Origin of the sequence: Lutibacter holmesii (assembly GCF_042679665.1) — a bacterium.
Classification (GTDB): Bacteria; Bacteroidota; Bacteroidia; order Flavobacteriales; family Flavobacteriaceae; genus Lutibacter; species Lutibacter holmesii.
Genome location: NZ_JBHTMV010000004.1, coordinates 1 through 25,865, shown reverse-complemented (window position 1 = coordinate 25,865; position 25,865 = coordinate 1). Strand labels below are relative to the sequence as shown.

32 protein-coding genes are annotated in these 25,865 nt (G+C 27.9%); all 32 read left to right on the top strand.

Annotated elements, in window-relative coordinates; genetic code table 11:
- Positions 1-187: 187 nt before the first annotated feature.
- Positions 188-685, top strand: a complete 498-nt coding sequence (locus ACFQ5N_RS08445) for a hypothetical protein (protein ID WP_386809062.1) — start codon at positions 188-190, stop codon at positions 683-685.
- 1,417 nt (positions 686-2,102) lie between these two features.
- Complete coding sequence (locus tag ACFQ5N_RS08440; RefSeq protein ID WP_386809061.1) at positions 2,103-2,549, top strand: hypothetical protein; 447 nt, start codon at positions 2,103-2,105, stop codon at positions 2,547-2,549.
- A gap of 187 nt (positions 2,550-2,736) precedes the next feature.
- Entirely contained in the window at positions 2,737-3,267 is a 531-nt protein-coding gene (locus ACFQ5N_RS08435) for a DUF1877 family protein (RefSeq protein WP_386809060.1), read from the top strand.
- 240 nt (positions 3,268-3,507) lie between these two features.
- A complete protein-coding gene (locus ACFQ5N_RS08430; protein ID WP_386809059.1) occupies positions 3,508-3,933 on the top strand; it encodes a PspC domain-containing protein in 426 nt (141 codons plus the stop codon).
- Positions 3,934-4,099: 166 nt separating this feature from the next.
- Positions 4,100-4,747 (top strand): NADase-type glycan-binding domain-containing protein, encoded by a 648-nt coding sequence (locus ACFQ5N_RS08425; RefSeq protein ID WP_386809058.1) that lies wholly within the window; start codon positions 4,100-4,102, stop codon positions 4,745-4,747.
- 151 nt (positions 4,748-4,898) lie between these two features.
- On the top strand, positions 4,899-5,579 hold the full coding sequence (locus ACFQ5N_RS08420; protein WP_386809057.1) for a hypothetical protein: 681 nt from the start codon (positions 4,899-4,901) through the stop codon (positions 5,577-5,579).
- A gap of 533 nt (positions 5,580-6,112) precedes the next feature.
- Positions 6,113-6,748: a hypothetical protein gene (locus ACFQ5N_RS08415; RefSeq protein WP_386809056.1), complete on the top strand. Its 636-nt coding sequence runs from the start codon at positions 6,113-6,115 to the stop codon at positions 6,746-6,748.
- A gap of 171 nt (positions 6,749-6,919) precedes the next feature.
- Positions 6,920-7,708 carry a hypothetical protein gene (locus ACFQ5N_RS08410; protein WP_386809055.1) on the top strand — a complete coding sequence of 263 codons (789 nt, stop codon included), beginning with the start codon at positions 6,920-6,922 and terminating at the stop codon, positions 7,706-7,708.
- A 152-nt stretch (positions 7,709-7,860) separates the two neighbouring features.
- Positions 7,861-8,574, top strand: a complete 714-nt coding sequence (locus ACFQ5N_RS08405; RefSeq protein WP_386809054.1) for a hypothetical protein — start codon at positions 7,861-7,863, stop codon at positions 8,572-8,574.
- 464 nt (positions 8,575-9,038) lie between these two features.
- A complete protein-coding gene (locus ACFQ5N_RS08400; protein ID WP_386809053.1) occupies positions 9,039-9,221 on the top strand; it encodes a hypothetical protein in 183 nt (60 codons plus the stop codon).
- Positions 9,222-9,433: 212 nt separating this feature from the next.
- Positions 9,434-9,898: a hypothetical protein gene (locus ACFQ5N_RS08395; RefSeq protein WP_386809052.1), complete on the top strand. Its 465-nt coding sequence runs from the start codon at positions 9,434-9,436 to the stop codon at positions 9,896-9,898.
- Complete coding sequence (locus ACFQ5N_RS08390) at positions 9,895-10,128, top strand: hypothetical protein (protein ID WP_386809051.1); 234 nt, start codon at positions 9,895-9,897, stop codon at positions 10,126-10,128. The genes ACFQ5N_RS08395 and ACFQ5N_RS08390 overlap by 4 nt, the downstream gene beginning before the upstream one ends.
- 223 nt (positions 10,129-10,351) lie before the next feature.
- Positions 10,352-10,918, top strand: a complete 567-nt coding sequence (locus ACFQ5N_RS08385) for a hypothetical protein (RefSeq protein ID WP_386809050.1) — start codon at positions 10,352-10,354, stop codon at positions 10,916-10,918.
- Between the two features lie 9 nt (positions 10,919-10,927).
- Positions 10,928-11,299, top strand: a complete 372-nt coding sequence (locus ACFQ5N_RS08380) for a hypothetical protein (protein WP_386809049.1) — start codon at positions 10,928-10,930, stop codon at positions 11,297-11,299.
- Positions 11,265-11,684: a protein-export chaperone SecB gene (locus ACFQ5N_RS08375; RefSeq protein WP_386809048.1), complete on the top strand. Its 420-nt coding sequence runs from the start codon at positions 11,265-11,267 to the stop codon at positions 11,682-11,684. The genes ACFQ5N_RS08380 and ACFQ5N_RS08375 overlap by 35 nt, the downstream gene beginning before the upstream one ends.
- Before the next feature lie 156 nt (positions 11,685-11,840).
- A complete protein-coding gene (locus tag ACFQ5N_RS08370) occupies positions 11,841-12,422 on the top strand; it encodes a hypothetical protein (RefSeq protein WP_386809047.1) in 582 nt (193 codons plus the stop codon).
- Between the two features lie 151 nt (positions 12,423-12,573).
- Complete coding sequence (locus ACFQ5N_RS08365; RefSeq protein ID WP_386809046.1) at positions 12,574-13,620, top strand: hypothetical protein; 1,047 nt, start codon at positions 12,574-12,576, stop codon at positions 13,618-13,620.
- A gap of 154 nt (positions 13,621-13,774) precedes the next feature.
- Positions 13,775-14,188 (top strand): hypothetical protein, encoded by a 414-nt coding sequence (locus ACFQ5N_RS08360; RefSeq protein ID WP_386809045.1) that lies wholly within the window; start codon positions 13,775-13,777, stop codon positions 14,186-14,188.
- Positions 14,189-14,352: 164 nt separating this feature from the next.
- Positions 14,353-15,510 (top strand): hypothetical protein, encoded by a 1,158-nt coding sequence (locus tag ACFQ5N_RS08355; RefSeq protein WP_386809044.1) that lies wholly within the window; start codon positions 14,353-14,355, stop codon positions 15,508-15,510.
- Positions 15,511-15,669: 159 nt separating this feature from the next.
- Positions 15,670-16,206 (top strand): hypothetical protein, encoded by a 537-nt coding sequence (locus ACFQ5N_RS08350; protein WP_282032674.1) that lies wholly within the window; start codon positions 15,670-15,672, stop codon positions 16,204-16,206.
- Between the two features lie 122 nt (positions 16,207-16,328).
- Entirely contained in the window at positions 16,329-16,925 is a 597-nt protein-coding gene (locus ACFQ5N_RS08345; RefSeq protein ID WP_386809043.1) for a hypothetical protein, read from the top strand.
- A gap of 1,155 nt (positions 16,926-18,080) precedes the next feature.
- Positions 18,081-18,524: a hypothetical protein gene (locus ACFQ5N_RS08340; protein WP_386809042.1), complete on the top strand. Its 444-nt coding sequence runs from the start codon at positions 18,081-18,083 to the stop codon at positions 18,522-18,524.
- Positions 18,525-18,753: 229 nt separating this feature from the next.
- Positions 18,754-18,969, top strand: a complete 216-nt coding sequence (locus tag ACFQ5N_RS08335) for a hypothetical protein (RefSeq protein WP_386809041.1) — start codon at positions 18,754-18,756, stop codon at positions 18,967-18,969.
- 390 nt (positions 18,970-19,359) lie between these two features.
- Positions 19,360-19,569 carry an Imm27 family immunity protein gene (locus ACFQ5N_RS08330; RefSeq protein ID WP_386809707.1) on the top strand — a complete coding sequence of 70 codons (210 nt, stop codon included), beginning with the start codon at positions 19,360-19,362 and terminating at the stop codon, positions 19,567-19,569.
- A 26-nt stretch (positions 19,570-19,595) separates the two neighbouring features.
- Positions 19,596-20,000, top strand: a complete 405-nt coding sequence (locus ACFQ5N_RS08325) for a hypothetical protein (RefSeq protein ID WP_386809040.1) — start codon at positions 19,596-19,598, stop codon at positions 19,998-20,000.
- Between the two features lie 174 nt (positions 20,001-20,174).
- Entirely contained in the window at positions 20,175-20,777 is a 603-nt protein-coding gene (locus ACFQ5N_RS08320; protein ID WP_386809039.1) for a hypothetical protein, read from the top strand.
- 158 nt (positions 20,778-20,935) lie between these two features.
- Positions 20,936-21,358 (top strand): hypothetical protein, encoded by a 423-nt coding sequence (locus tag ACFQ5N_RS08315; protein WP_386809038.1) that lies wholly within the window; start codon positions 20,936-20,938, stop codon positions 21,356-21,358.
- 148 nt (positions 21,359-21,506) lie between these two features.
- On the top strand, positions 21,507-22,031 hold the full coding sequence (locus ACFQ5N_RS08310; RefSeq protein WP_386809037.1) for a DUF6933 domain-containing protein: 525 nt from the start codon (positions 21,507-21,509) through the stop codon (positions 22,029-22,031).
- Positions 22,032-22,250: 219 nt separating this feature from the next.
- On the top strand, positions 22,251-22,610 hold the full coding sequence (locus ACFQ5N_RS08305; RefSeq protein WP_386809036.1) for a hypothetical protein: 360 nt from the start codon (positions 22,251-22,253) through the stop codon (positions 22,608-22,610).
- 220 nt (positions 22,611-22,830) lie between these two features.
- Positions 22,831-23,523 (top strand): hypothetical protein, encoded by a 693-nt coding sequence (locus ACFQ5N_RS08300; RefSeq protein ID WP_386809035.1) that lies wholly within the window; start codon positions 22,831-22,833, stop codon positions 23,521-23,523.
- A 173-nt stretch (positions 23,524-23,696) separates the two neighbouring features.
- Positions 23,697-24,788, top strand: coding sequence for a hypothetical protein (locus ACFQ5N_RS08295; RefSeq protein WP_386809034.1), 1,092 nt, complete (start codon positions 23,697-23,699; stop codon positions 24,786-24,788).
- A 142-nt stretch (positions 24,789-24,930) separates the two neighbouring features.
- Positions 24,931-25,653, top strand: a complete 723-nt coding sequence (locus ACFQ5N_RS08290) for a hypothetical protein (RefSeq protein ID WP_386809033.1) — start codon at positions 24,931-24,933, stop codon at positions 25,651-25,653.
- Positions 25,654-25,865 lie beyond the last annotated feature (212 nt).

Here is a 25,865-nt window from a genome sequence, read left to right as displayed (position 1 = left end):
TTTTTGTGTATTTACAAAGAACGCCAAATTTTTAAATTTGGCTTTTGAGAAAATTAAGATAAAAAGAAAAATTTAAAAATTTGGCTCGTGCATAATCCGAAAAATTAGCGTCTTTTTACGCGCTACGTTTCATATACGAGCCCGTTACCTGTAATTGAACAAAATTGTATAACTTAAAATAAAAACAATGAAACGAATGAAAAAGTATGTTATTTTAATGATTAGTTTAATGATTATTGGATGTAGCAGAGACAACCAGAATGAAAATGTAAATGCTTTTAATCTAGATGTTGGTGTAGAATTCTCTGTCATTAACTCTGATGGTGAAGATATTCTAAATCCGAATAATCCGAATGCAATTAATAAATCAGATATTAAATTGTTTTACCTTATTGATGGAGTAAAAAAAGAGGTTTATAATTCAAATTATGATTACCCAAGAAATTTTAAAATTTATGAGCACCAAAATGAATATAGAATAGCTATTTGGCAAAACAATACTGATTCCGAGGAAAAACCTTTAACATTTGTTCAGTGGAGTAAAGATGAAAATGATATAGATAAAATTGAAACTATTTACGAGAGAACTTCAAACGCTGTACTTCAAAGAAAAATCTGGCTTAATGATGATTTATTATGGGAATCAAATAGTGGAATTGAACCATTTTTTGTATTAACTAAATGATTAAAAACTACAGGTAACAACTGGTATATTTTATTGTTTGGTTCTAGCACATTTACGAAAATCCTCACGGATTTTCTTGGTCAGTAATTATTTACTAAATTTAGTACTTAAACACTCAACAAAAACATACCAAAAACCGTTGCCAAATATGGCGGAATTATCTCCGACAATTCCAATTTTGAGTTTTATGAGTTAAAAAAGTTAAACTGTCTGAGACACGAGCCGAAAAAAATATTGAGTTGAAAAAGTGAACACAACTTCTACTCCATTTAAAAAAAATTGAAACTGCTTCTACTCTATTGAAAATTATTAAAAGCCGTTAGATTTGAGCAACGAATCGAAAAATGAAAACTTGAAACGGAAAACTCGGCGGAGCCAAATGATTTTAGCACAATAGCGGAATTATGAGTTGAAACGGAGAAAGTCGAGTAAAACCGAGAAAATGAGCATTGATTCAGAGAAAACTCATTGAAACGGAAAGGTAAAATGATAAATTAAAACTAGAAAGATAAATTCAAGAATTTAGCAAATATTACGGATTTGAGAATTGAAGCGGTTAGAATTATTACAAAATAAATTAATTTGAACTCAAAACCACATTAGGCAACAACTTATAAAATTTATGCTTACTTTTAAACTAAATAACGAACCGACAAACATTCAACTTACGATTTGCTTCGTCCGAAAAATCTCCGATTTTCCAGGCGCACAAATCTTATAAAAAACCCGTTGTATAAAATGGCGGAATTTCCTCCGAAATTCCTAATTTGAGTTTTATGAGTTAAAAATATCAAACTGTCAGAGTCACGAGCCGATAAAATTAATGAGATAGAAAAAGTTGAAAACTACTTCTACTCTATTTGATAAACTTGAATCTGATAAAATTCACCGAAACGGATAGATTTTAGCACAATTGCGGAGTTATGAATTGAAACGGATAAATTGAGCAATGAAAACGAAAAAACTCATTGAAACGTGAGATTTTAGCTTTGAATCGGAAAAGTATTTATGATAAATTAATCTAAAACGAGAAATTTCAGATTTTATTAATCATTGTCGATTTGAAAATCAAAACGGATATTGAGCAATGAAATCGGAAAAAATCAATGAACCGTGGAATTTGAGCTTTAAATCGGAAAAGTATTTATGATAAATTAAACTAAAAAGACAAATTTTTCATTTTATCAATAATTACGGATTTGAAAGTTGAAACGGTTAGAGTTTCAACAAAATAAATAACATCTGAACTCAAAACCACTTTATACAACACTGTATAACCAAAATTGTGGCTTTTAGTAAAATAGATTAATTCTAAACTTTTATTTTATTAAATTTATCAAACGAAAAAATTGCAAACCAAATCACAACTTTAGTTATACAAACCCGTTAGCAATAAGTGTAAGAAACAAACGCAGCAATGAAAAAAAATATTTTAATCATATTGGGTTTATTTACTTTAAGTGTTTCTTCTTATTCTCAAAAAAATGAAATAAAAGAAACTTCTATCGAAGTAGAAAAAGACACAACAGTTTATGGTCTTGAAAACAATCAAGCGATAACTGCTCCTGTGTTTAAGTATAAAGAAAAAAAAGGAAAACTTGGAGTAACCGAATTTTTAAAGGATACATTAAGACACCCTGAAATAGATTGTGAAGGAAAAATCTATATATCATTTATTATTGAAAAGGATAGCCATATTTCAAATGTAGAAATACTTAAAGATATTGGTGGTGTTTGTATTGACTATACTAAAGAAGCATTGAGAATTATTGATTTAATGAATGGTTTATGGCAACCCGCATCAATAAATAATAAATTAGTTAGATATAAAACAATAATACCAATCTCATTTAATCGAGAATAAAAAAAACACCTATTGCTAACACAGGCTATAGCACATATGCCGCAGCCTACAGGGCTGAACTAGCGGGCAGCAGTTATTTGCTTGTCCGTTCGTCTCTGTCCTCGCAGGACGTCTAGCCTATCGGCTGACGTCATACGATGCCATAGCCCAACCGTTGTGCGTCATTCTGAAAAAACTATAAAATAAAATGGGACAAAGTTCTACACTATATGAAATAGATAAATTAAACTTTGAGAAAGTAAAAAAAGATACTTCCTTATTTAAATCAGATTTATCAAAATCATATACAATCTTTGAACAAAATTTCTTCGGACTTGAGTTTATTTTAAAAAAAACTATTGACAAAAAACTGACTGAAAAAATTGATCAAATTTTTAACCCAAAATGTTATTTAGGTGAGCCTGTAGATTATGAAAATATTGATTTCTCACAGATTGATTTTTCTGAAATAGAGGATAATTCTATTTATTATTTAAATCCTGAATTGATTAAAGAAATAAATGTGATATTAAATGCTATCTCGAATAGTGAATTTATAATGAACTATAACTCGGTTGAATTGAATAAAAATAGAATTTATCCTGAAGTATGGCACGATGACGAATCTGATGACCAAGTATTTAATAAAAAACATATTGCTGAGGGAATTGAACAACTCAAATCAATACTAGATCGAGCTGAAAAAAGTGAAAACTATATTTTTGTATTTAGCGGATAAAAAACAACGAACGCACAACAATGTGTAAGAAAACATAGGGCTTTTGGGCTTAATTTAAAGGTCTGAACTTATTTCCAAAGTCGCCAACTATAAAATTTGGTGTTTATGAGAAAAAAGATAAAAGCAAAATATTTATATTTGGCTTAGTACCAATCTGAAACGTATCGCTTATTAACCACCTACGTTTCTTACACGGGACGTTGTAAAACATTAAGAAAAACGACTTACATAGAATAATTAATGACAAATAACAAGGCATTTACGAGAAGTGAAAATAGAATTATTGGAGGAGTTTGCTCTGCTATTTCTCGAAAATATAACCTCCCAAACTGGATACTTAGAACGATTTTCATTATCACCTCTATAATAATGACGTTTCCAATATTAATATATTTAATTCTTTGGCTCATAATACCTAATAGGAAACTAACGGAACAAGTATCCAAAAAAAGAAAATATCTATTACAATCAATCGGATTTATTATTGGTGGAATTATAGGGTGGTTTGCCGGATATGGACTTGGATTAATAGCAATCAACGGTGATAATTCAGGAGGTATAGTTGTGTTTATTTTTGCCCTAATTGGAATACCTACAGGAGCGATTATAGGATTTTCAATTTCAAGAATAAAAGCTGAAAGAAATACATTATCTGATAATACTTAAAATTAAAAAACGTTTTACAACAACTCATAAAATTTATGCTTAAATTTGATTTAAACTAAAACGACAAACATTCAACTAACGATTCGCTACGTCCGAAAAATCTCCGATTTTCCAAACGCACAAATCTTATAAAAAACCGTTGTGCAATATTCCGATTAAAAAATATATGAATAAGAATCTGATTTTGATATTAATCTTCTTTACAACGAATATTTTCTCACAAAGTATTAAGACAATTAGTGCAATTCAAGGAAAAGATTCCGATTACTTTGAATATGAGGATTATGATGAAAACCAAAACCCAATAGGAAAATTAGAGTTTTTAAAAGGTTGCAGTTGGTATTGCGGTGGTTCTGTAACAGAAATCATTGTATCTTCAGAACTGAAAGAACAAAATGGAATACACTATTCACCGAAAAATGCTCACGACTTTGACAAAAATACAGCTTGGATTGAGGGAAAACCTGATTATGGAATTGGAGAATTTATAGAATACCGTTTTGATTTTAAAAATTATAACGGAGGATTAGGAATAAATAAGATTTTATTGACAAATGGTTACAAAAAAGATAAAACCAATTGGAAAAATAACTCACGAGTTAAACAACTTAAAATGTACATAAATGATAAACCCTACTCTATTATTAACTTATTAGATTCATTTGAAATTCAAACAATTGAAATTGATAAAATTATGTTTCCTTCAAATAAAATGACAAAACTACGATTTGAGATATTAGATATTTACAAAGAAGATAAATTTAAAGATACAGCGATAAGTCTTTTAATGTTTGAGGGAATTGGAGTTCACTAAAAAAAATAACATTGCACAACACCTCATAAAATTTATGCTTACATTTAAACTAAATAACGAACCGACAAACATTCAACTAACGATTTGCTACAACCGAAAAATCTCCGATTTTCCAGTCGCACAAATCTTATAAAAACCCGTTACAACACATATGATTTACAAACTTCAGAACATAAAAAACAATGATTTAGATAGTCTAAAGAAAGATGTTGATTCTGGAGGAAAGTTCATATTATTCAATTACAGAATTGGATTAGGATTAATATCATTATTACGATTTTCACCTGCGATATTTATAAAACGAGAAGAGAATATTGAAAAATTCAAGAAAAAATATAATCGATTAAATTTCATATTTGGGCCTTGGTTTATATTTAAAGGACCATTTTTAACATATGATGCATATAAAGTCAATAAAAATGGAGGAATTGATGTAACAAAAGATATTTTGACAAATTTAACTCAAGAACATCTCGAAAAAGGAGAAGTAAATATTCAGATTATTCACAACATATTTTCTAAAATTAATAAATCCGATAAAAAGAACATTATTAAAGCAATACAGAAAACAGATTTGAATATTGTTCCGATTAAAAATGTCTTTGTAGCTTTATTTGTAAATGTTGAGGAGTATCAAGAACCTTATTTTGTTATTGGAATTGAATTATATAAACAGATTGATTTAGATAAAAAGCATATTAAAACAAATTTGAATAAGTACTTTTATAAACACGTAGAATTTGAAATATTCAACATTAATGAGAATAAAGATTATTCAGACAAATTAATTGAACAAGGAGAAAAGATAAACGAAATAAAAAACGTGTTGTAACAATGTATAAAATTTATGCTTAAATTTAAACTAAATATTAACGACAAACATTCTAACAAACCGATTTGCAACAACCGAAAAATCTCCGATTTTCCAGTCGCACAAATCTTATACTNTGAATCGGAAAAGTATTTATGATAAATTAATCTAAAACGAGAAATTTCAGATTTTATTAATCATTGTCGATTTGAAAATCAAAAAAGGATATTGAGCAATGAAAACAGAAAAAATCAATGAAACGTGGAATTTGAGCTTTAAATCGAAAAAGTATTTATGATAAATTAGACTAAAAAGACAAATTTTTCATTTTATCAATAATTACGGATTTGAAAGTTGAAACGGTTAAAGTTTAAACAAAATAAATAACATCTGAACTCAAAACCACTTTATACAACACTGTATAACCAAAATTGTTGCTTTTAGTAAAATAGATTAATTCTAAACATTTATTTTATTAAATTTATCAAACGAAAAAATTGCAAACCAAATCACAACTTTAGTTATACAAACCCGTTGCCACACATTAAGAAAAAATGATATTCTACCTGATAATCTTTCTGATTTTAATTGCAATTCTTATTGGATTCTGTATCTGGATTTATAGATTATTTAAGTTATACAAGAGCGGAAACAGAAAATCATTTTGGATACAAAGTTCCATACTAGCAGTCATAACAATAATTGTAACTTGGAATCTTCAAATTTTTCCATTTTCAAAAAATTTTTACATTAAAGAACAAACAGAATTATTAACTGGAAAAAATTTCTGGAGTTGGGAAATTTATGACTATGAAGAATTAGGAGTTCGTGGAGAAGGATATACAATTGACATTTTTGAGTTTAACGATGAAATGGCTGAATATTTCAAAAATCCAGACTCTGACTTTTTTGAAAAATATCCTCTCGAATTAGATTACCGAGAAAATTGGACACGAAAAACTTGGAAAAAAACACCTGTTATTGAATCTGAAGTTGAATATTTAGAACATTCAACTCCTCATTATGGAGGTTGGAAAGGAGAAATTGTTGAACGAATGAAATTTGTAAGAAAATTAGCAAATAAAGAAGGTTCGTTTTATGCTTACAATAATCGTGGAGAAAATAATGTGGACTTTTTTATAATTTGTCCGAATGAAAAATTGATAATAATGATTAACCATAATATGTAAAAAACGTGTGGCAACACCTCATATAATTTATGCTTAAATTTGAACTAGCACGAACCGACAAACATTTTAACAAACTGATTTGCTACGTCCGAAAAATCTCCGATTTTCCAGTCGCACAAATCATATAAAAAACCGTTGCCACACATTTGATAAAAACCGAATTCCATAAAAATGAACAAACTATTTTTTATAATATTTATTTCTATTCCATTTTGGAGTTTTGGACAAATTGAAAATAGATGGCAACCTGATAGTATTTACGTAAACCGACAAGTAAAGAAAATATTTGTCTATTTAAATTCACCTAAAGATATATCCGAAATTGTAGAATTTGACCGAAATGGAAAAAGGATACGCTCGACTGAATTTAGTGCATCTTATAATCGTAAAAGCCGAAAACACAAATTAACTGACAAAATAAATCGTTATGAATACGACTCTCAAAATCGATTAATTAAAATAATAGATTCAATATGGAAAGATTCAACAACATTTAAATATGGAACAAATAATAAACTTATTTCATCAAGAAAAAATTTAGGCAGTTTTGTTTATGAAACGAATTACTATTACGAACCATTTAAATCGACCACAACGCAGAAAAAGGATTCAATAGTGGTCTACGAAAAGACAAAAGAATATGAAAAAGACTTTTATGTTAGTAGATTTTTCGGTTATTATTTAAAATCTAAACTAAAAAAAGTAAAAACGACGGAAAACGGAATAACAAATACTTTGGCATATTCTGACCAAACCGATTTACAAAGATTTGAGGATAATAAAACCATTAAGAACAGTTTTAACGAAAAAGGTCAACTTATAAAATCAGATATTAAGTCCGTATTTATGAATGACCGAATTAATGAATATGAACTGAATTATAAATATTTCGAAAACGGACTTTTAAAAAGCGTTCGTGGATATGTACCAAGATATTTCAAATATGAATTTTGGGAATAAAAAAACGTGTGGCAACACCGTATATAATTTATTGCTAGTTCTAGCCTACTTACGAAAATCCTTGCGGATTTTCTATTCGGTTTTTATTTGCTAAATTACGTGCTTAACCACGCAACAAACCATATACAAACACGTTAGCCACAATAAACTGAATGACATTTAAAGCCTACATTCATAAGATAATAAAGAAAGAAATATCGAATACAGAAACGATTTTTCTCTCGGGATTATTTCTATTAATAATAAGCTTGATTTTTACTTTTATTTATAAAAAAGTGTTTCATATTGATTCCGGAAGTACTCTTTTATTTTCAATAATGTTTCTAGGTTTTTTATTAATTATTTTCACCTATTTTTATCAGTTTTATGATTTTGAGAAAATTAAAAATGAGAAAAATGGATTCCTAGAATTAGACACAAACGAATTGATTATAAACTACAATGAGAAAATAATATATGAGGAAATAACTGATTTCGAATTATCAATTGATGCTTACTACAATGAGAAGATTAATATGATTTATAGAAATCCAACAGAAAAAAGGAGTTTAGGAATAAGCAATTCTTTGACAGTTACTCATAAATCTAAAACGAGAACATTTAATTTTAAACTTGAGAGCAAATCTCATCAAAATGTACTTGAGAGAAATATTTATAATTTAGTAATTAACGATAAATTGAGAAATATTGATGGAAAGAAATCAATAAAGCTAATCCCAGAACAATATAAGGGATTTGAGGAATACCGAGAATATGTTGGGAAACAATTGAAAGAAAAGAAAATTAATTGTACGGAAGGATTACTATTAATGGGATATAAAAGTTATGATGAAGCTCAAGAACTAAAGAAAAAATACTGTGGCTAACAACTCATAAAATTTATGCTTAAATTTGAACTAGAACAAACGACAAACATTCAACAAACGATTTGCTTCGTCCGAAAAATCTCCGATTTTCCAGTCGCACAAATCTTATAAAAGCCCGTTGCAAGTAATAGCTCGGATGAATTTTTTCGGTCAGAAACAAAACAGATAAAATTGAGTTTAATAAAATAGATTTTAAGATAAAAACCAATCGGAGAATTGATTTGATTTAAAATTTATTAAATGACAAATTAAACTAAAAAGATAAATTTAAGTTCATTAAATATTCGTTCAATGATAAATTCAAAAAAATGACAAAATTGAGTTGATTAAAAATAGTGAAAGGAGAAAATTGATTTTTTTAATTGGTTCAATAACAAATTAAATAAAAATGATAAATTTGAGTTCACTTCTACTCTACCGAATGGAGAATTGAAACGCAAAAAAATTATTTAAACATTAAGAATATGAAAACTCCAAACTTTTTTTCAGTAATTATAATAATCATTTTAGGATACGCATTATATGATAAATTCGATTTTGAAAATATGAAATTTGAGAAACCAGCTATTGCAATTGTTTATATAATTGCAATATTAATTTCTATTTACCTGCTTATGAAAGATTTAAAAAAAATAAGAGTGATTTAAAATGAGAACTAGAATGACAAAACTCGGAAAGTACTAAAATTCAATTATCAGCATAGCGTGTCGCTAAAACTTGCAACAACTCATAAAATTTATGCTTAAATCTGATTTAGAACAAACGACAAACATTCAACAAACGATTTGCTACGTCCGAAAAATCTCCGATTTTCCAGTCGCACAAATCTTATAAAAGCCCGTTGTACAACATTAAGCCTATGAAAAACCTCTTAAAATATTTTTTTTTACTATTCTTAACAGTAAGTCTTCAAAACTGTAAGAAAGAAATACAATCTGAAAAAACTAATCATAAACGAATTTTTGAAGGACTCTATAACGTAAAATATGAGGGGTATGATAGAAACTATGTTTGGATTTTTTCTGAAGACAAACGATATGTTTTATATTCAGCATTACCTGGAACCTCATTGGCAAAAGAAAATAGAATAAATTATGAAACTCCATTACATTTTTTTACAGAGGAGGATAAGCTTTATATATGTGGGATAAATACTGCTATGAAAGCAAAACCTTTAAGTATTTGTAAAAAAGAAGACATAAAACCAAGTTTTAGAATAGTAAGTATTGATACTATTAATGATATATGGAAATATCAAAGAATAATATTAAAGGAATATAATTCTTCATCAAATTATAAAACAATTCTAAAAAAGAACATATGACAAATGACGATAAAAAAGCCAAAATTACAGAATTAGTAACTTTACTAAAACCTAAATATTCTGATATCCGAATAAATTTTGACGAAGCTGATAATAAAGGAAATATTGTAATATCATTTTTTTGGAATAGAATTAGTGAACAAAATTGGAAAGATGCTAAAACTTTCAGGTGTCAATTAGGTGAATATGAAAATATAAAGGAAAATGAAATTATTCCTTTTTTTGAATAAAACGTTGTACAACAACATATATAATTTATTGCTGGCTTCTTGCTTACTTACGAAAATCCTCTCGGATTTTCTTTGTCTGTAATTATTTACTAAATTAGTTGTTTAAACCACGCAACAAACCATATATAAACAAGTTGTAAGCAATTAAAAAAATGAATTTCCTAAATCTAGTAAACTTAATTTATTACATTTACTGAGAAATCAAAATATGAAAAGATAAAGGATGGTGTTTACAGTTCAACACACTTGTGGAAATAAAGGAGGAGAGGCTTTTGCAATAGAAAATGCTCCATTTTATTCAGAGTATGATATAGAAACTAATAAAAAGCCCTTTATAGGTGCAGGATATTATTTTTGGGAATATAATTTAGATTACGCAAAAGTTTGGGGTAAAAACCATTATAACAATTCATACTTTATAATTGAGAGTGAAATTATTATAGACTATAGAGATGATTCGTATTATTTAGATTTAGCAGGTAATAGAGAACATTTAGTCGGTTTCGTTGAATTACTTAAAGAATTTGAATTAATAGATGGTAAAGGAACTAAAGGGATTGATTTATGTTATATAGTAAGTTATTTAAGAGATAATTTCCCTGAAGAAGTATTTCCTTATAAAGTAATTAGAGCTGTAGATTACAAAAATAATGAAACTTCTGGCATCAAAATTGCATTCAATGATAAAGGAACTAGTTACACAATACTTAACCCTAGAATTATCATATCTTATAAAAATAAAGAAGATATAGTGTATAATAAAAAACCTTTTAGTAAATTTGCAGTATAGAATAAAGTTATGAAAGCAATAGAAAAAGCTAAAATAGCACTTAGAAAACATTTACTTGAGAACAAAGAACAAGTAAAATTAGACTTAGAGAAAATGAGAAAAATTTCTATTGGTACTGATGTGTTTTCTTATATAGAAAATTTATCAAACTCATTCTCAATAGCAAATATTTCTATTTCTCAAGAAAAAAATATTGATTATTCATTTGATGAAATTGATACATATGGAATCATTAACGAACAAAAATCGTGTTATGAATGGTATCCACCTGACATAGGATTGATTGAAAATAATAAAAAAGACTCTGATATTTTATCAGAGTCTTTTTTTTTGATACATTTGACTTATGAAAGAAGTACAAAAAGCAGCGTTTTCATTTGAACAATTTAAGGTTCCTCAATTTTCATATAATGAAAATAATAACAATGGGAATAATCTAAAAATCGGTTTAGAGCCTAGAGGTACTTATAATTCAAAAACAGGAGAATTTATTTTAAGTTTAAATTTCATTTCGCATAATGAGGATAATTTAGGGAATTTTATATTTCAACTAAATTCTATTGCTGTATTCAAGTTTGAGTCAAATATAGAATACACAGAAATTCCAAATTATTTTTACAAAAATGCAATAGCAATTATGTTTCCCTATCTACGTGCATTTATTAGTACATTGACCTTACAAGCAAACACAAAATTGTTAAAATTAGGATTAATGAATTTAACTGGTTTAGAGATACCTCTTAAAGAAAATATATCTATTATATAAAACTGCTTACAACACCGTATATAATTTATTGCTGGCTTCTCGCCTACTTACGAAAGTCCTCGCGGACTTTCTTGGTCGGTAATTATTTACTAAATTAGTTGCTAAAACCACGCAACAAACCATATACAAACACGTTCTACACCATTTGACAACGCAATGAAAATTTTTAGTAAAAACAATAATCCAGAACACGAAAATCGATTAAGACTTCAAAAATTAGTCGATAATGCAAAGAAATCTGACATTCCAACTGGATGGAAAAAAGAAACATTTGCTGTTGGAGGATTAAGCGAAGTTGGATTTTCAAAAAATCATCCTGAATGGCTATTAATTGTTTCAAGTCAAGGTCGAGGAATTATTGACTGTTCGACATTTGAATTGACCGAAAGAGATAATAATGCCGATTTTGATTGGTTTAATTCTTATGAACTTTGGTCTATGGGAATTGGAAAACTTGCGAATGAAAAAATAACTATTAGCGGATTATGTGGAGGCGGATTACCTCTCTTGAATCAATATGGAGATGGAATTCAATATATGGCAACTGAATGGCCAATAATTGACTTAATATTTGAACCGAATTTTAAAAGTATATATAAAGAAGATGATGGAAAACATTGCTTCCGAATCTTTCACGATTATGAATTAAGAGCTTTCGGATTTTCATCCAATGGAGAATATTTTATTACAGCGACAAGTAGCGAAATAAATGTTTATCGGAAAGAAAAAACGGTGTAGAACACCGTGTATAATTCATTGCTAGTTATAGCCTACTTACGAAAGTCCTCGCGGACTTTCTATTTGGTTTGTATTTGCTAAATTAGTTGCTTAAACACGCAACGAAATCATACACAAAACCGTTAGGCAAAATTAAAACGAAAATCCTGCTATGAATAAAATTTGCGTTTTTTGTGGAAATAAACCTAATAAAAAGAATAAAGAACACGTACTTCCTCAATGGTTATTGAGAATGACTGGAGACCCAAATAGAGTTGTACAATTTGGCTATGACTACATAAAAAAGAAAGATATCATTTTCAATTGGAAAAATTTCACTTCTCCTTCTTGTACAAAATGCAATGATAAATACGCTGATTTTGAGGGAATTGTTAGTCCAATAATTGATAAACTGTCTAAAAAATCTGAAATTACTTCAACTGAAGCAATAATGGTTTTAGATTGGCTAGATAAAGTCAGAATTGGCTTATGGATAAATTATTATTACTTAGAAAATAACAAAGCTCAAATTGAGCCTAAATTGTGTATTGACAATCGATTAGGGAAAAAAGATAGGTTTATGCAAATTCACTTTTTAGAATCAAATAATAAATCTGAAGGATTAAATGCATTTGGTGTTGAAACTTTTGCTTTCCAAGTTAATCCATCTTGTTTTGCTTTACGTATAAATAACATTTTAATTATTAATGGTTCAAATGATTTTTTAATTTCACAAAATTGTGGGTTTCCTTATCCAAATAAAATGGAATTTACAGAAAGTGGAATATTATCATTATCTGATTGGAAATATGATAGAGAAACCAAACCTGAAATTACCAATTTGAAATTACACAAAGGAGTGTTGACAATTTATCAACCAATTCATTCTCAATTAGAATATGAAACAAATTACTTTAATGATTCGTATCTAATTCAACACTGTATAAATAGAGAAAAAAGAATAGGCACATTATTTAGAATAAAAAACAATAAAATCCAACCAATTTATGATTTATCAAAAAAATTGGATTATGAATCTGTAAAAGGTTTAGAGACTAAATATATTGGAGAATTAGTTTCAAAAGTTTATAAAGGACAGAATATTTTTCTTTTAAATCAAACTTCTGATAAAGAGGGAGTATTTTCTAAAATAATCGAATTAAATAAACAGTATATTGATTTTTATAAAAAATATCATCATAAAAAAAACTTTGCCTAACACCTCATAAAATTTATGCTTACATTTAAACTAAATAACGAACCGAAAAACATTCAACTAACGATTTGCTACGTCCGAAAAATCTCCGATTTTCCAGTCGCACAAATCTTATAAAAACACGTTGTAGCACATTGCCGAAAAAAAACTATGAAAAATGACAAAATTGATTTTAAAAAGAAATTCTGAATGGAATAATAAACTAAGAGATTACGGAATTTATATCGATGACAAAAAAATTGGAACGATTGCAAATGGAGAAACTAAGGAATTTGATTTAGATTCTGGAACTTATGATATTAACGGAAAAATTGATTGGTGTAAAAGCCCGAAAATTAACTTCGAGATTACCGAGAACGATTCTAAAGAATTTGAAATATCAGGATATAAATACGGTCGATTAATTTCGATTATATCTGCATTTTTTGCATTGATTTATTTTTTAGCATTGTATATATTTGATAAACAATTGAATATTTTGATTTTAATTGTTGTAATCGGATTGATATATCCGTTCTATTTCTTAACATTTGGAAAAAACAGATATTTGAGAATAAGAGAAATAAAATGATTAAAAAAACGTGCTACAACAACTCATAAAATTTATGCTTAAATTTGATTTAGTACAAACGATAAACATTCAATTAACTATTTGCTACCACCGAAAAATTTCCGATTTTCCAGTCGCACAAATCATATAAAAGCCCGTTGGCAACAAGCTAAAAAAAATCACGAATGAAAAACAAAATACTGATTTTATTACTGACTTTATCATCAACAATTGGATTTAGTCAGAACTCAAATGAAAACGTCTTATACGTTGTAGATTCTATTCCAATAATAGAAGAACCGAAAGAAGAATTTGGAAGTTTAACGGAAAACGAAATTGATAATATTGTTGTTGTAAAAGATAAAAAAATAATAGAATCATCAGGCTACAAAGATTTGGATGGAGTTATTTATGTTTTTACAAAAGAATATGTAAAAAGACCTGATAGTTTAAAAGCTATTCCGACAACTAATTTAATGACCAAAAAAAATGGAACTTGGTATTTAAAAGATAGTTCAACACCATATTCAGGAAAATTTATTGACTATTACTTAACTGGAAAGAAACAAGGAGAAGGAGTTTTTTATAATGGTAAGGTTTCAGGAGTGAGAACAATGTATTTTCCTAACGGTCAAATATCAATGGAAAGAGTTTATTCAAATGGTATTGAAAATGGTTTGGAAAAAGAGTATTATGAGGATGCAACTTTAAAACAAAAAGGTGAATTTTTAAATGGAAAAGAAAGTGGTGTTTGGGAAATGTATCATCCAAATGGACAATTGAAACAACGAACTACTTTTAATGAAAATGGGGAAATGAACGGAGAATCCTTTTCTTATTATTCAACTGGAATGGAAAAAGGCAAAAACACATATAAAAATGGAGTTTATCAAAAAGACAAGATAAACGACAAGTTGTTTGACTATTATAACCAATCACAAGAACTGTATAAACAAGTAAATTATAAAGGAGCGATTAAAAAACTAAATAAAGCGTTGGAATTAGACCCTACTTGGGCGGATGGATATTTTGCAAGAGGAACTATGAAATTAAATGATTTTCAATTTGACGAGGCAATTAAAGATTTTGATAAAACACTTGAAATTGAGCCATATTTTACAAATGCGTATTCAAATCGAGCTTTTACAATTTTAAGAAAACACGAACTCGATAATGGTCGGATTTTATCAAAATCAAAAGACATACAAATAATAGCTTCAAAAGAAACTGAAATACCAGAATCAGAATTGACTAAAATATGTAACGATTTACAAAAAGCTGTGTCACTTGGAGATGATAATTCGATGGTTTTAGAAGCAATGGAAAAATATTGTAAGGAATAAAAAGCCAGTTGCCAACACCTCATAAAATTTATGCTTACTTTTAAACTAAAGAACGAACTGATAAACATACAACAAACGATTTGCTACCACCGAAAAATCTCCGATTTTCCAGTCGCACAAATCTTATAAAAGCCCGTTGGGCACAAGCTGAAAAACAGAATGGCGAAAAAAATTGGACTTTTAATTTTAATAATTTTTCTATCGATTATTCTCGCTTCGATTTACGGATTTTTACACAATCAAATTTCTTACTCAATCTCACCTGAATATTTTACAAAATTTAAGTTCCGCCAATTTGACTTCTATTTTATGGGAGAAAATCAACCGAGACTAACAGCTTCTTTAGTTGGAATATTATCAACTTGGTGGTTCGGACTTTTAATCGGACTGATAAACGGAATAGTTGGAATGTTCCAACTGAATTCCAAAATTATGTGGAAAAGCGCTTTCGGAGCAACAGTTCGGACATTAGGAATCGCAATCGGATTTGGAGTCATAGGAATTATGGTTGGTAAGTTAATAATCTCAAACTTAGACGCTCATTGGAATCTATCAGTTGAATTGACTGACCAAAAAAGTTTTTTAACTGCTGGAGCAATGCATAATTTCAGCTATATTGGTGGAATAATTGGACTGATTTACGGAATAAGATATCAACTGAAAATCAAAAAAGCCAATGCCCAACACCGTGTATAATTAATTGCTTTTTATGTGCTTACTTGCGAAAATTCCTGCGGAATTTTCTCGGGTTCGTAAAAGTTTGCTAATTTAGTTGCTTAACCACGCAACTAACCATACACAACAACGTTGTACAACATATGAAAAACATACTATTAACAATATTATTCATTGGAATTGGAATTTCTTTAAATGCTCAAGAAACTTCGAATAAAAAAATGAATTTCGAAATGGACTTTATTTGGAGAAATATAAACGGTTGGTTTAAAAAAACTGAATCAATTGATTATAACTCTGAATTAATAAAAAGCCTTAAAACTAAAGAAGGCGTTTTTATGCATATCCCGAAAGATTATCAAATCGTCTCGGAAAATAAAGGAATTTATATGGAAGTTTATTTATTTAACTTCACAAATGATACAATCAAAATTCCGAGAATAGATGCAACCATCGGAAATTTAGAAACAAAAGTTGAAAAAGATAAAAAATGGGAAACACTTCATACGACTTTTGGTTCATCTTGTGGAAACAGTTATTGGACAATGGAATTACCACCAAATCAATATATTTTATTTCATTCTAACACTATAAGTCATTCTAAAGGCGATTTGGAAGTTGAAATGAAAATACAACTCAAAACAAAAGACCTTACTATTGAATCTAATTTGATTAAAATAAAAACGTATAAAGGACTTTACGAAAGATTAGGAATTCCGATTAAGGTTACTTCCTTTTGACAAAAATACGTTGTACAACAATGTGTATAATTAATGCGGGTTTTTGTATTTAATCCAAAGTTTTCTGCATTTTTACTAAGTCCGTCAAATCATTTTGATTTGACTTTTGACAGAAAAAAGATAAAAGCAAACAAAATGCTTTAACTAAGTGCTAAATCGAAAATCTCTGATTTTCTATTCCCACACTAACAATACACGAAGCCGTTGTATAAAATGGCGGAATTTCCTCCGAAATTCCTAATTTGAGTTTTATGAGTTAAAAATATCAAACTGTCAGAGTCACAAACCGATAAAATTAATGAGATAGAAAAAGTTGAAAACTACTTCTACTCTATTGAATAATATTTAAAGCCGTTAGATTTGAGCAACGAATTGGAAAATGAATAATAGAATCGTAAAACTCGGAGGATCGAAATGATTTTAGCACAACAGTGGAATTATGAGTTGAAACGGAGAAAATCTCTTAAACCCGAAAAAAAGAGCATTGATTACGAGAAAACTCGCAGAAACGGAAAAGTGTTTATGAGAAATTAAAACAGAAACATAAATTCAAGGATTTAAAAGTTATTACGCATTTGAGAGTGGAAACGATTAAAATATCAACAAGAAAGATTAATTTGAACTCAAAACCACATTACACAACAACTCATAAAATTTATGCTTAAATTTGAACTAGAACAAACGGCAAACATTCAATAAACGATTTGCTACGTCCGAAAAATCTCCGATTTTCCAGTCGCACAAATCTTATAAAAGCCCGTTGGGCTTAATTACTAAAAAAGAAAGCCTCTCAAATGAATGAAAGGCTTTTAGTATCTTTAACTTGATTACGTTTCTTAAAAAGAAAGAGGCTTTATCAAGCATTACGTTGCAAATATATTAATTATATTTGTATTACACAAATAAAACGAACCCAAATTGGAATATAGTAAACTTGAATATTTTGTCTCTCAACCCAGATTAGATAGGTTTTTATCAGCAACTAATAACTCTAAATCAAAAGCTCAAAAACTATATAGGATAAACTTAAGAGTTTCACAATCATTCTACCCTGTTTTTAATTTATTTGAGATTTTCTTGAGAAATATTGTAAATTATCAAATCTCATCACATTTTGCAAATCCAAATTGGATAATAACAGAAAAAAATAGATTTATGAATGATCAATCATTAACTAGATCTAGGTATTTTTTAAAAAATAGTGTGCAAAAAGCAGAAAACACGATAAGAAGAAAAGGAGGAGCAGTAACCGCTGGAAAAATTATAGCAGAACAATCTTTAGGTTTTTGGACAAGTTTATTTGACACTCATCATTATCGATTAATTGGAGGTGTAATAATTCATTGCTTTCCTAATAAACCACCAACTATGAATAGAAGTCTTATAAACCAAAAATTAAATAGAATTCGAGAGTTTAGAAACAGAGTCTACCATAATGAACCAATCTGTTTTAATGGAAATACAATAGATTTTTCAGATGCAATTTTAATAAAACAAGAAATGTATGAGTTGCTAGAATGGATAGATACTGATTTAACAGAATATGTTGATTATTTTAATGGAATTGACAAAAAAATTAATGCTATCAACAACTTATAAAACTAAGCCCAACAATGCATAACCAAAATTGTTTCATTTAGTAAAATAGAATGTTTCTTAATGCTAATTTTATTATTTTTATAAAACGAAAAATTGTAAAAACCAAAACACAACTTTGGTTATTCTAAACCGTTGTGTAATATGGCGGAATTTCCTCCGAAATTCCAAATTTGAGTTTAATGAGTTTAAAATAATAAACAGTCAGAGTCACGAGCGAAAATTAATAACTATGAAAACATTTAAAATTGGAAATTTGATTTTAACAAAAAAAGGAATTTTAATAATTGCTTTAGGATTTTTCTGCACAGGCGTTTTATTAGGAGCTTCTATCCTACTGAGCACTAAAAGTGAATCAAATTTAAGAATATTACTATTTTTAATATTAAATATTCCTATTTGGATATATTTATTTCCCAAAATAGAAAGAGAAATTACTAGAACATAAATTCAATTAAACTCAACGATTTTAGCACAATAGCGGAATTATTAGTTGAGACGGAGAAAGTCGAGTAAAACCGAGAAAATGAGCATTGAATCTGAAAAAACTCATTGAAACGGAAAAGTAAAATGAAAAATTAAAACTAGAAAGATAAATTCAAGGATTTAGCAATTATTACGGATTTGAGAATTGAATCGGTTAGAATTATTACTGAAAAGATTAATTTGAACTCAAAACCACATTACACAACAACTCATAAAATTTATGCTTAAATTTGAACTAATACAAACGACAAACATTCAACTAACGATTTGCTTCGTCCGAAAAATCTCCGATTTTCCAGTCGCACAAATCTTATAAAAGCCCGTTGTACAATATTAGATGAATTAAAAAGTAATCATAGGAAAATGGATTTTTAAAGATCAAAAAATGATTGCTGATTCAAATTGTGGAATTATAGAATCAATGATTAAAAATGAGTTTGTTAAACTTGAATCAAGTGAGGATGGTTGGATAACTAGATATAAAAGAAACGATGGTGAAATTTGGGAATTGAGTTATCCCGAGAATCATTTACAAGGAGGTGGTCCACCAAAACTTATTTAAATCAAATAAAAATATTGCTAGAAAAGATGAAACTCGAATCAAAATGCAAAAATTGTGGAAAATATATTGAGTTCACTGAAAATGTTTCTGACCGAGCAGAATTGAGTCTTGAAAAAGGAGAAAATATCGAATTATTCTGTAAAGAATGCTCAACTAAAAGTTGTCACCATCCGAATGATATAAATGCAAAGAAAAATAGAGTTATCTCGATAATTGGATTTTTAATTTTTGTAATTGGAACAATTCTGATTTATCATTTTATTGGAGAATTTTACTTGGAATATAAAGAACAATTTGAAAGTAAAAAGAACTTTTCTAGTTTTGGAAAATTACTCGGAGCATTTGCAATTCCATTTATAATTTTTCAATTAATAGAAAACATACAAATGAGAAATGTTAGACGATTTAATTCGTACAAGATTAAAGATTAGAATTAGAAAACATTGTACAACAACTTATAAAATTTATGCTTAAATTTGATTTAGTTCAAACGACAAACATTCAACAAGCAATTTGCTACGTCCGAAAAATCTCCGATTTTCCAAACGCACAAATCTTATAAAAAACCGTTGTACTGCATTTACGAAAAGAAAAAAACTGAATAATTGAGAAAGAATTTAAAATATATTATTGGAACTTCAATGATAACAATCGGATTGATTTTAAAGACATTACTCAATCATAATATTGATTATTGGGTTTTGATAAAATATTTATCATTATTCTTATTTCTATTTGGAGTTTCAGCATTGTTTTTCTTGCTATTTGACAAGTTCAGTAATAAACCGAAAAAACCTTTTTTAAAAGTACCTCAAAAATGGATTTTGTGGATTTTTGGAAACGGATTATTATACACAATCATTTTAGGAATGGTTCTCGGACTTGAAAAATCAGGTGAATATTTTAATTACAAGTTGAGAGATTTTTACTTACGTAATAATACAATTGAGACAACCGGAGTAATTATTGGAATGAAAAGACTTGAGATTGAAAGAACTGGTAGAGAAGATTTTTATTTAATCAAATTCAAGAACAATGAGAAAACCATTCAAAAAGGATTAATGATTAGATATTCAGAGAAAGATGATAATTATGAGAACAAAATGTTTGAGTTAAAACAAAATACTTTAACATTAAACAGAATGAAAGGAAGTCAATTAAGAATAGTTTATTCCGAGAAATTCCCTTCATTTTTGAAAATAATATAAAAAAACGCAGTACAACAACTCATAAAATTTATGCTTAAATTTGAACTAGTACAAACCGACAAACATTTCAACAAACCGATTTGCTACCACCGAAAAATCTCCGATTTTCCAGTCGCACAAATCTTATACTAGCCCGTTGTATGCAATTTAAGAAACCTATGAAAAAACTGATTATAATTTTATTAATTACAGCATTTCAAACATCATTTTCGCAAAATGAAAATAAGTCTGAATTTGAAATTATCGGAAAATGGAAATCTGAAGATCACTCTGGATTTGGCTATTTTACTTTTAAAAAGGATGGTTCAACAATAATTGAAACTGAAGACAGAATTCTTGGCGGAGAGAATTTCGAACAGAATGGAATGAAATTCAGTTTAGAATACAAAATAGTATCTGAAAAGAAACCAATTGAGCTCGATTTGACTTTTACGGAATTAAAAAGTGGACGTAAATTAGTTTGGCCTTGTATAATAAAGTTTAATAATAAAAATGAAATATTATTAGCAAGAGGAACCGATGGAAAAAGACCTAACAACTTTATCACATCTGATTATGCTATTTTCAAACGAATTGAATAAAAAACTGCATACAACACAGTATAAAAATAATGCTTAGTTTAGTGCTTAATCAAGAGTCCGTGCACTTTTGTTACGTCTGATTTTCCTGCGGAAAATCCTCGCACACAAAACCGCACTATTCTTATACATAAACGTTGTACACTATTTGATGAGAACACCAATTTACACTACGAAAAAATTAGAAAAAACAATAAAAAAAATAATTCAGACTGATAAAAATTCAGAAAGTGGAATACTAGGAAAATGGAATGCAACAATATTTTATGTTGATAGAAAAAAATGTTGGCTAATTTCAAATGCGAAAACTCAATATTGCTTGATCTTACCAGATGTTAAGTCAGCTGATTTAAATTTGATAAATAAGAAGTTTAAAGATTCACTTTATGAGCAATTAAAAAATGATGGAATATACATTGAGTTTGACAAATTAAATGAAATAATTGGAGAAATTGAATTTCATCCAACAGATAACGATAGAAAAACAGCTGGATTTCAGAATCATAAATTAGCTAATTTAGAATGCTGGAAAGTTGATTATGAGAAGTATGAAAATATGCCATTTATTGATTTAGCTAGCGGATTAAATTCTGTTCCAATTCACATCGGTACGAGTAAAAAAATGGATGATTTTACAAAATCAACGATTGAAATAAAAAGATTGTTAACGGAATAAAAAAACAGTGTACAACAATGCGTATAATTCATTGCTAGGTTTGGTAATTGTCCGACAATCTTTCTGTATATTTAACCTGATTACTATAACGAAAATTCTACCGAATTTGTCGCAACGAAATCATAACTCTAAACCGTTGTGCATAATATGAAAAAACTCATTCTTATCATTTTAACAATCGTTTTTATATCATGTAATCCATTCAATGAAAAAAGAGTTTTGGATTATAAAACGGAACTAACTGATTTGATTTCAAAAATTGACAAATATGACAACGGAACTTTTGACAGAGATGAAATGGATGAATTCATAATTGGAGATATTCGTGACTTGAACATTGATTTAATTGTAAAAAATAGTGGAATGAAAAATCCGAGATATTCTGGATTTGTAGAGGAAAATGACAGTCTGATTATTTTTGTGAATAGGTCTGGAAGTATAATTAAAACTGAGAAACGAATAATTTATGACTTCAATAAAAACCCACGGAATTACGGGAATGACGAAATTATTGGAGCATCATATAGAATTGTCCAATTGAACGAAAGATGGTATTACTCTGAAATTGGATTTGATTAAAAAAATACTATGCACAACACCTCATAAAATTTATGCTTAAATTTGAACTAGTACAAACGACAAACATTCAACTAACGATTTGCCTCGTCCGAAAAATCTCCGATTTTCCAATCGCACAAATCTTATAAAAACCCGTTGGCAATAATTTACGATGAAAAAGATTATAATAATATTTCTGATTATTTTATCAAGTTGTTCGAGAAACGAATATGAAAAAAAATTGATTGGAAATTGGAATAATCTTCCAAATAATGGAATGACAGATTTCAAATTTTACAATGATTCTGTTGTTTCAACTGAAAATTATTTCAGTAGAACAGGAAAATGGAAAGCAAATGAATCTATAATTTTCTTAAAATTTCCGAAAATTCACCCAGATTTAAGAGAAAACATAAAACTGAATTATAAATTATCAAACGATTCTTTATTGATTAAGAATGATTTTGATTCGATTTTCAAAATTCCAGCTTTGTTTAAAGTAGAGAATTATTGGATACACTATTTACGAGAAATGAAAATGGAAATTAACTTACCGAAAGCTGATTTCAAACTTGTAAAGAACGATTCAATGGATTTAGGAGTAAATTTATACATCACACAAAAAAATGGAAAACTAATTGTAAAATCTGATTACTCAAATCAATTTAATAATTCGAAAATTTTAGATAATATTGAACCTTTTATCTATTCCGAAAGAGCAATTAGAAAAGAATCGGAAGAAGACAAAATGTATTTCAACTTAATAATTGATAAAAATATAAAAAAACAAACCGTTGATTCTATAAAAACGATTCTCAAAATATTTCCAAATATGAATACTTTTAGAGTATATGAAAATGATAAAGCAGATTATGGGAAATATGATTTGACAAATTCAGGAGAATACTGGAATTGGTATGGGAGATTTGAATAAAAAAAACTATTGCCAACAACTCATATAATTTATGCTTAAATTTGAACTAGAACAAACGACAAACATTCAACAAACGATTTGCTACAACCGAAAAATCTCCGATTTTCCAGTCGCACAAATCATATAAAAAACCGTTGGGGGTAATTACGATGAAAAAGAGATTTCTTACATTAATGACAATATTTTTAGTCCTAACGAGTGAGTTAATTGGACAAAATTTAGATGGAATCTGGTTTTCAGCATATTCAATGGAAATCTATAAAAGAACTCACCGAACTGATACAACTTTTAACAGTTCTTTTTTACTTTTAGACTTTATTGATTCTCAAAATGTAATAATCAAAACATATAACAATAATATAGAGGAACATCAATATGAAAAGTTAAATAACGATTTAAACATAAAAATAGATAAAGAAAATATTACAGGAATAGTTACTGATAATCAAATAATATTTAGTAGTATCATTGATAGCTTTACAATTAAAAAAGTGTTTTTGAGAAGATTGCAACCATCTAAATTGAGTTCATCTCAAATTCCTGATAGTACTTATTTTAATAATTCACAATGGATTATTAAATCCAATTCTCTAAGTAATAAAATATATTATGATTTTTTAGACAATGAAAATGTTATCATAACAAATGACTTTGGAGAAATTGGATATTCAAATGTTGGCAGATTTGGTATAGATTCTTATAAAAATCATTTCTTTATTGGAATATTTGATGCACTAAATTGGGCGGAAAACATTTACCATTTTTATAATTTTAACAATTCCGTCTTCTATGCTGAGAATTTCTTTTTCAATGAGTGGCACGAAAACAAAACTCCAATTTATAACAAATTAAAGTTCACAGAGCAGATTCCCTTAAATAATGAACAATTAGATTCAATAAAATCTATATTAATTGGTAAATGGATTGCGGTTAACAACCCTATCCCTCAACCATCAACTTCAAAATATGATAGTCTTAAAAATCAAAGATTTGAAATGTCATTTTCAAAAGAAAATACATTTAACATTAAAAAATCAGGGATTCTAATTAAAGACCAAATTGAGGATTCTAAAGAGGTGATTTTTACTGGAACGTGGAAATTAGGCAAAAATGGAAAATATATTAAACTTATATCAAATATAAAATGGCCTGATAACTATATAACTATTAAAGAATTGTCAGAAAACTCAATGCAGATTTATTTTCAAGTCAGAGAACTTGCAGGAAATTCCGTAAAACAACAAAAAATAGAATTAAAAAAATAACTACCCCCAACAATGCATATAAAAAATTGCATAATTCAATAAAATAGAATGTTTCTAAAACATAAAAAACTTAAATTTAAACATCGGAAAATTGCGTAATCAAATTCGCAACTTTTCATATTCTAACCCGTTGCCTACAATTATGAAAAAGATATTATTACGAATAATTTTAGTACTTCAAATTGTTTCTTGTTCTTCTCAGCAAAAAGAAAAAGACGAAAATGATTTTTATTATGTAATTAATGTTTTTGGAGCAGAATTATATCAAGAACCTAGTATGAATTCAAAGATTCTTAAAATAATAAAAGTTGGAGAAAAAATTATTCCAAAAGAGATTTTAAAAACAGGACAATCAAAAAAGATTGGAGAAGGATTTTATCTTGGGGGTAATTTTATTAGAATTCAAACGGGCTCATACTCTGGTTATTTATTTAGCTCTGATTTGACTAAAATTAAACCTCAAATAAAAGATGTTTATGATGGGATTTTCGTTGCAAATATTATTGGGAAAGAAAAAAATAAACGAATTGAAAAAAGAATTGAGAAATTTGACAATAAAGAATACGAAATAGAAGATGAAATAACAGAATATGAAAATGGAGAATATATTTATTCAATGTTTGATGGATGCTTTGACCATATTTATAATCTAAAAAAAATGTCGACAAATGAGGTTTATCATTTAATGACATCTATTTATTATTTAATAAACCAAACTAAAAATGAAAATGAAATGGAAATACCTCAATTTCAAGAAAAAAAAGAAAATGAGTTATTTTTTACAACAGAAGGTACAACAGAGGAATTAAAAATTATAATTCACAAAGATGGAACATTTACGATTTCATCATATGATTGTACTTAAAATAACTGTAGGCAACAACTCATAAAATTTATGCTTACATATAAATAAATAACGAACCGACAAACATTCAACAAACAATTTGCTACGTCCGAAAAATCTCCGATTTTCCAGTCGCACAAATCTTATAAAAGCCCGTTGTAAATAATGGCTCGAAAAATGAAATTTGAGTAAGTTTGATAAATTGAGAATCAAAATGAATAAAATAATTGAAG

What these genes read in the sequence shown, in the direction of transcription:
- ACFQ5N_RS08445 (WP_386809062.1), top strand. Translation starts at nt 188, where the DNA reads ATGAAACGAATGAAAAAGTATGTTATTTTAATGATTAGTTTAATGATT.
- ACFQ5N_RS08440 (WP_386809061.1), top strand. Translation starts at nt 2,103, where the DNA reads ATGAAAAAAAATATTTTAATCATATTGGGTTTATTTACTTTAAGTGTT.
- ACFQ5N_RS08435 (WP_386809060.1), top strand. Translation starts at nt 2,737, where the DNA reads ATGGGACAAAGTTCTACACTATATGAAATAGATAAATTAAACTTTGAG.
- ACFQ5N_RS08430 (WP_386809059.1), top strand. Translation starts at nt 3,508, where the DNA reads ATGACAAATAACAAGGCATTTACGAGAAGTGAAAATAGAATTATTGGA.
- ACFQ5N_RS08425 (WP_386809058.1), top strand. Translation starts at nt 4,100, where the DNA reads ATGAATAAGAATCTGATTTTGATATTAATCTTCTTTACAACGAATATT.
- ACFQ5N_RS08420 (WP_386809057.1), top strand. Translation starts at nt 4,899, where the DNA reads ATGATTTACAAACTTCAGAACATAAAAAACAATGATTTAGATAGTCTA.
- ACFQ5N_RS08415 (WP_386809056.1), top strand. Translation starts at nt 6,113, where the DNA reads ATGATATTCTACCTGATAATCTTTCTGATTTTAATTGCAATTCTTATT.
- ACFQ5N_RS08410 (WP_386809055.1), top strand. Translation starts at nt 6,920, where the DNA reads ATGAACAAACTATTTTTTATAATATTTATTTCTATTCCATTTTGGAGT.
- ACFQ5N_RS08405 (WP_386809054.1), top strand. Translation starts at nt 7,861, where the DNA reads ATGACATTTAAAGCCTACATTCATAAGATAATAAAGAAAGAAATATCG.
- ACFQ5N_RS08400 (WP_386809053.1), top strand. Translation starts at nt 9,039, where the DNA reads ATGAAAACTCCAAACTTTTTTTCAGTAATTATAATAATCATTTTAGGA.
- ACFQ5N_RS08395 (WP_386809052.1), top strand. Translation starts at nt 9,434, where the DNA reads ATGAAAAACCTCTTAAAATATTTTTTTTTACTATTCTTAACAGTAAGT.
- ACFQ5N_RS08390 (WP_386809051.1), top strand. Translation starts at nt 9,895, where the DNA reads ATGACAAATGACGATAAAAAAGCCAAAATTACAGAATTAGTAACTTTA.
- ACFQ5N_RS08385 (WP_386809050.1), top strand. Translation starts at nt 10,352, where the DNA reads ATGGTGTTTACAGTTCAACACACTTGTGGAAATAAAGGAGGAGAGGCT.
- ACFQ5N_RS08380 (WP_386809049.1), top strand. Translation starts at nt 10,928, where the DNA reads ATGAAAGCAATAGAAAAAGCTAAAATAGCACTTAGAAAACATTTACTT.
- ACFQ5N_RS08375 (WP_386809048.1), top strand. Translation starts at nt 11,265, where the DNA reads ATGAAAGAAGTACAAAAAGCAGCGTTTTCATTTGAACAATTTAAGGTT.
- ACFQ5N_RS08370 (WP_386809047.1), top strand. Translation starts at nt 11,841, where the DNA reads ATGAAAATTTTTAGTAAAAACAATAATCCAGAACACGAAAATCGATTA.
- ACFQ5N_RS08365 (WP_386809046.1), top strand. Translation starts at nt 12,574, where the DNA reads ATGAATAAAATTTGCGTTTTTTGTGGAAATAAACCTAATAAAAAGAAT.
- ACFQ5N_RS08360 (WP_386809045.1), top strand. Translation starts at nt 13,775, where the DNA reads ATGACAAAATTGATTTTAAAAAGAAATTCTGAATGGAATAATAAACTA.
- ACFQ5N_RS08355 (WP_386809044.1), top strand. Translation starts at nt 14,353, where the DNA reads ATGAAAAACAAAATACTGATTTTATTACTGACTTTATCATCAACAATT.
- ACFQ5N_RS08350 (WP_282032674.1), top strand. Translation starts at nt 15,670, where the DNA reads ATGGCGAAAAAAATTGGACTTTTAATTTTAATAATTTTTCTATCGATT.
- ACFQ5N_RS08345 (WP_386809043.1), top strand. Translation starts at nt 16,329, where the DNA reads ATGAAAAACATACTATTAACAATATTATTCATTGGAATTGGAATTTCT.
- ACFQ5N_RS08340 (WP_386809042.1), top strand. Translation starts at nt 18,081, where the DNA reads ATGAATGATCAATCATTAACTAGATCTAGGTATTTTTTAAAAAATAGT.
- ACFQ5N_RS08335 (WP_386809041.1), top strand. Translation starts at nt 18,754, where the DNA reads ATGAAAACATTTAAAATTGGAAATTTGATTTTAACAAAAAAAGGAATT.
- ACFQ5N_RS08325 (WP_386809040.1), top strand. Translation starts at nt 19,596, where the DNA reads ATGAAACTCGAATCAAAATGCAAAAATTGTGGAAAATATATTGAGTTC.
- ACFQ5N_RS08315 (WP_386809038.1), top strand. Translation starts at nt 20,936, where the DNA reads ATGAAAAAACTGATTATAATTTTATTAATTACAGCATTTCAAACATCA.
- ACFQ5N_RS08310 (WP_386809037.1), top strand. Translation starts at nt 21,507, where the DNA reads ATGAGAACACCAATTTACACTACGAAAAAATTAGAAAAAACAATAAAA.
- ACFQ5N_RS08295 (WP_386809034.1), top strand. Translation starts at nt 23,697, where the DNA reads ATGACAATATTTTTAGTCCTAACGAGTGAGTTAATTGGACAAAATTTA.
- ACFQ5N_RS08290 (WP_386809033.1), top strand. Translation starts at nt 24,931, where the DNA reads ATGAAAAAGATATTATTACGAATAATTTTAGTACTTCAAATTGTTTCT.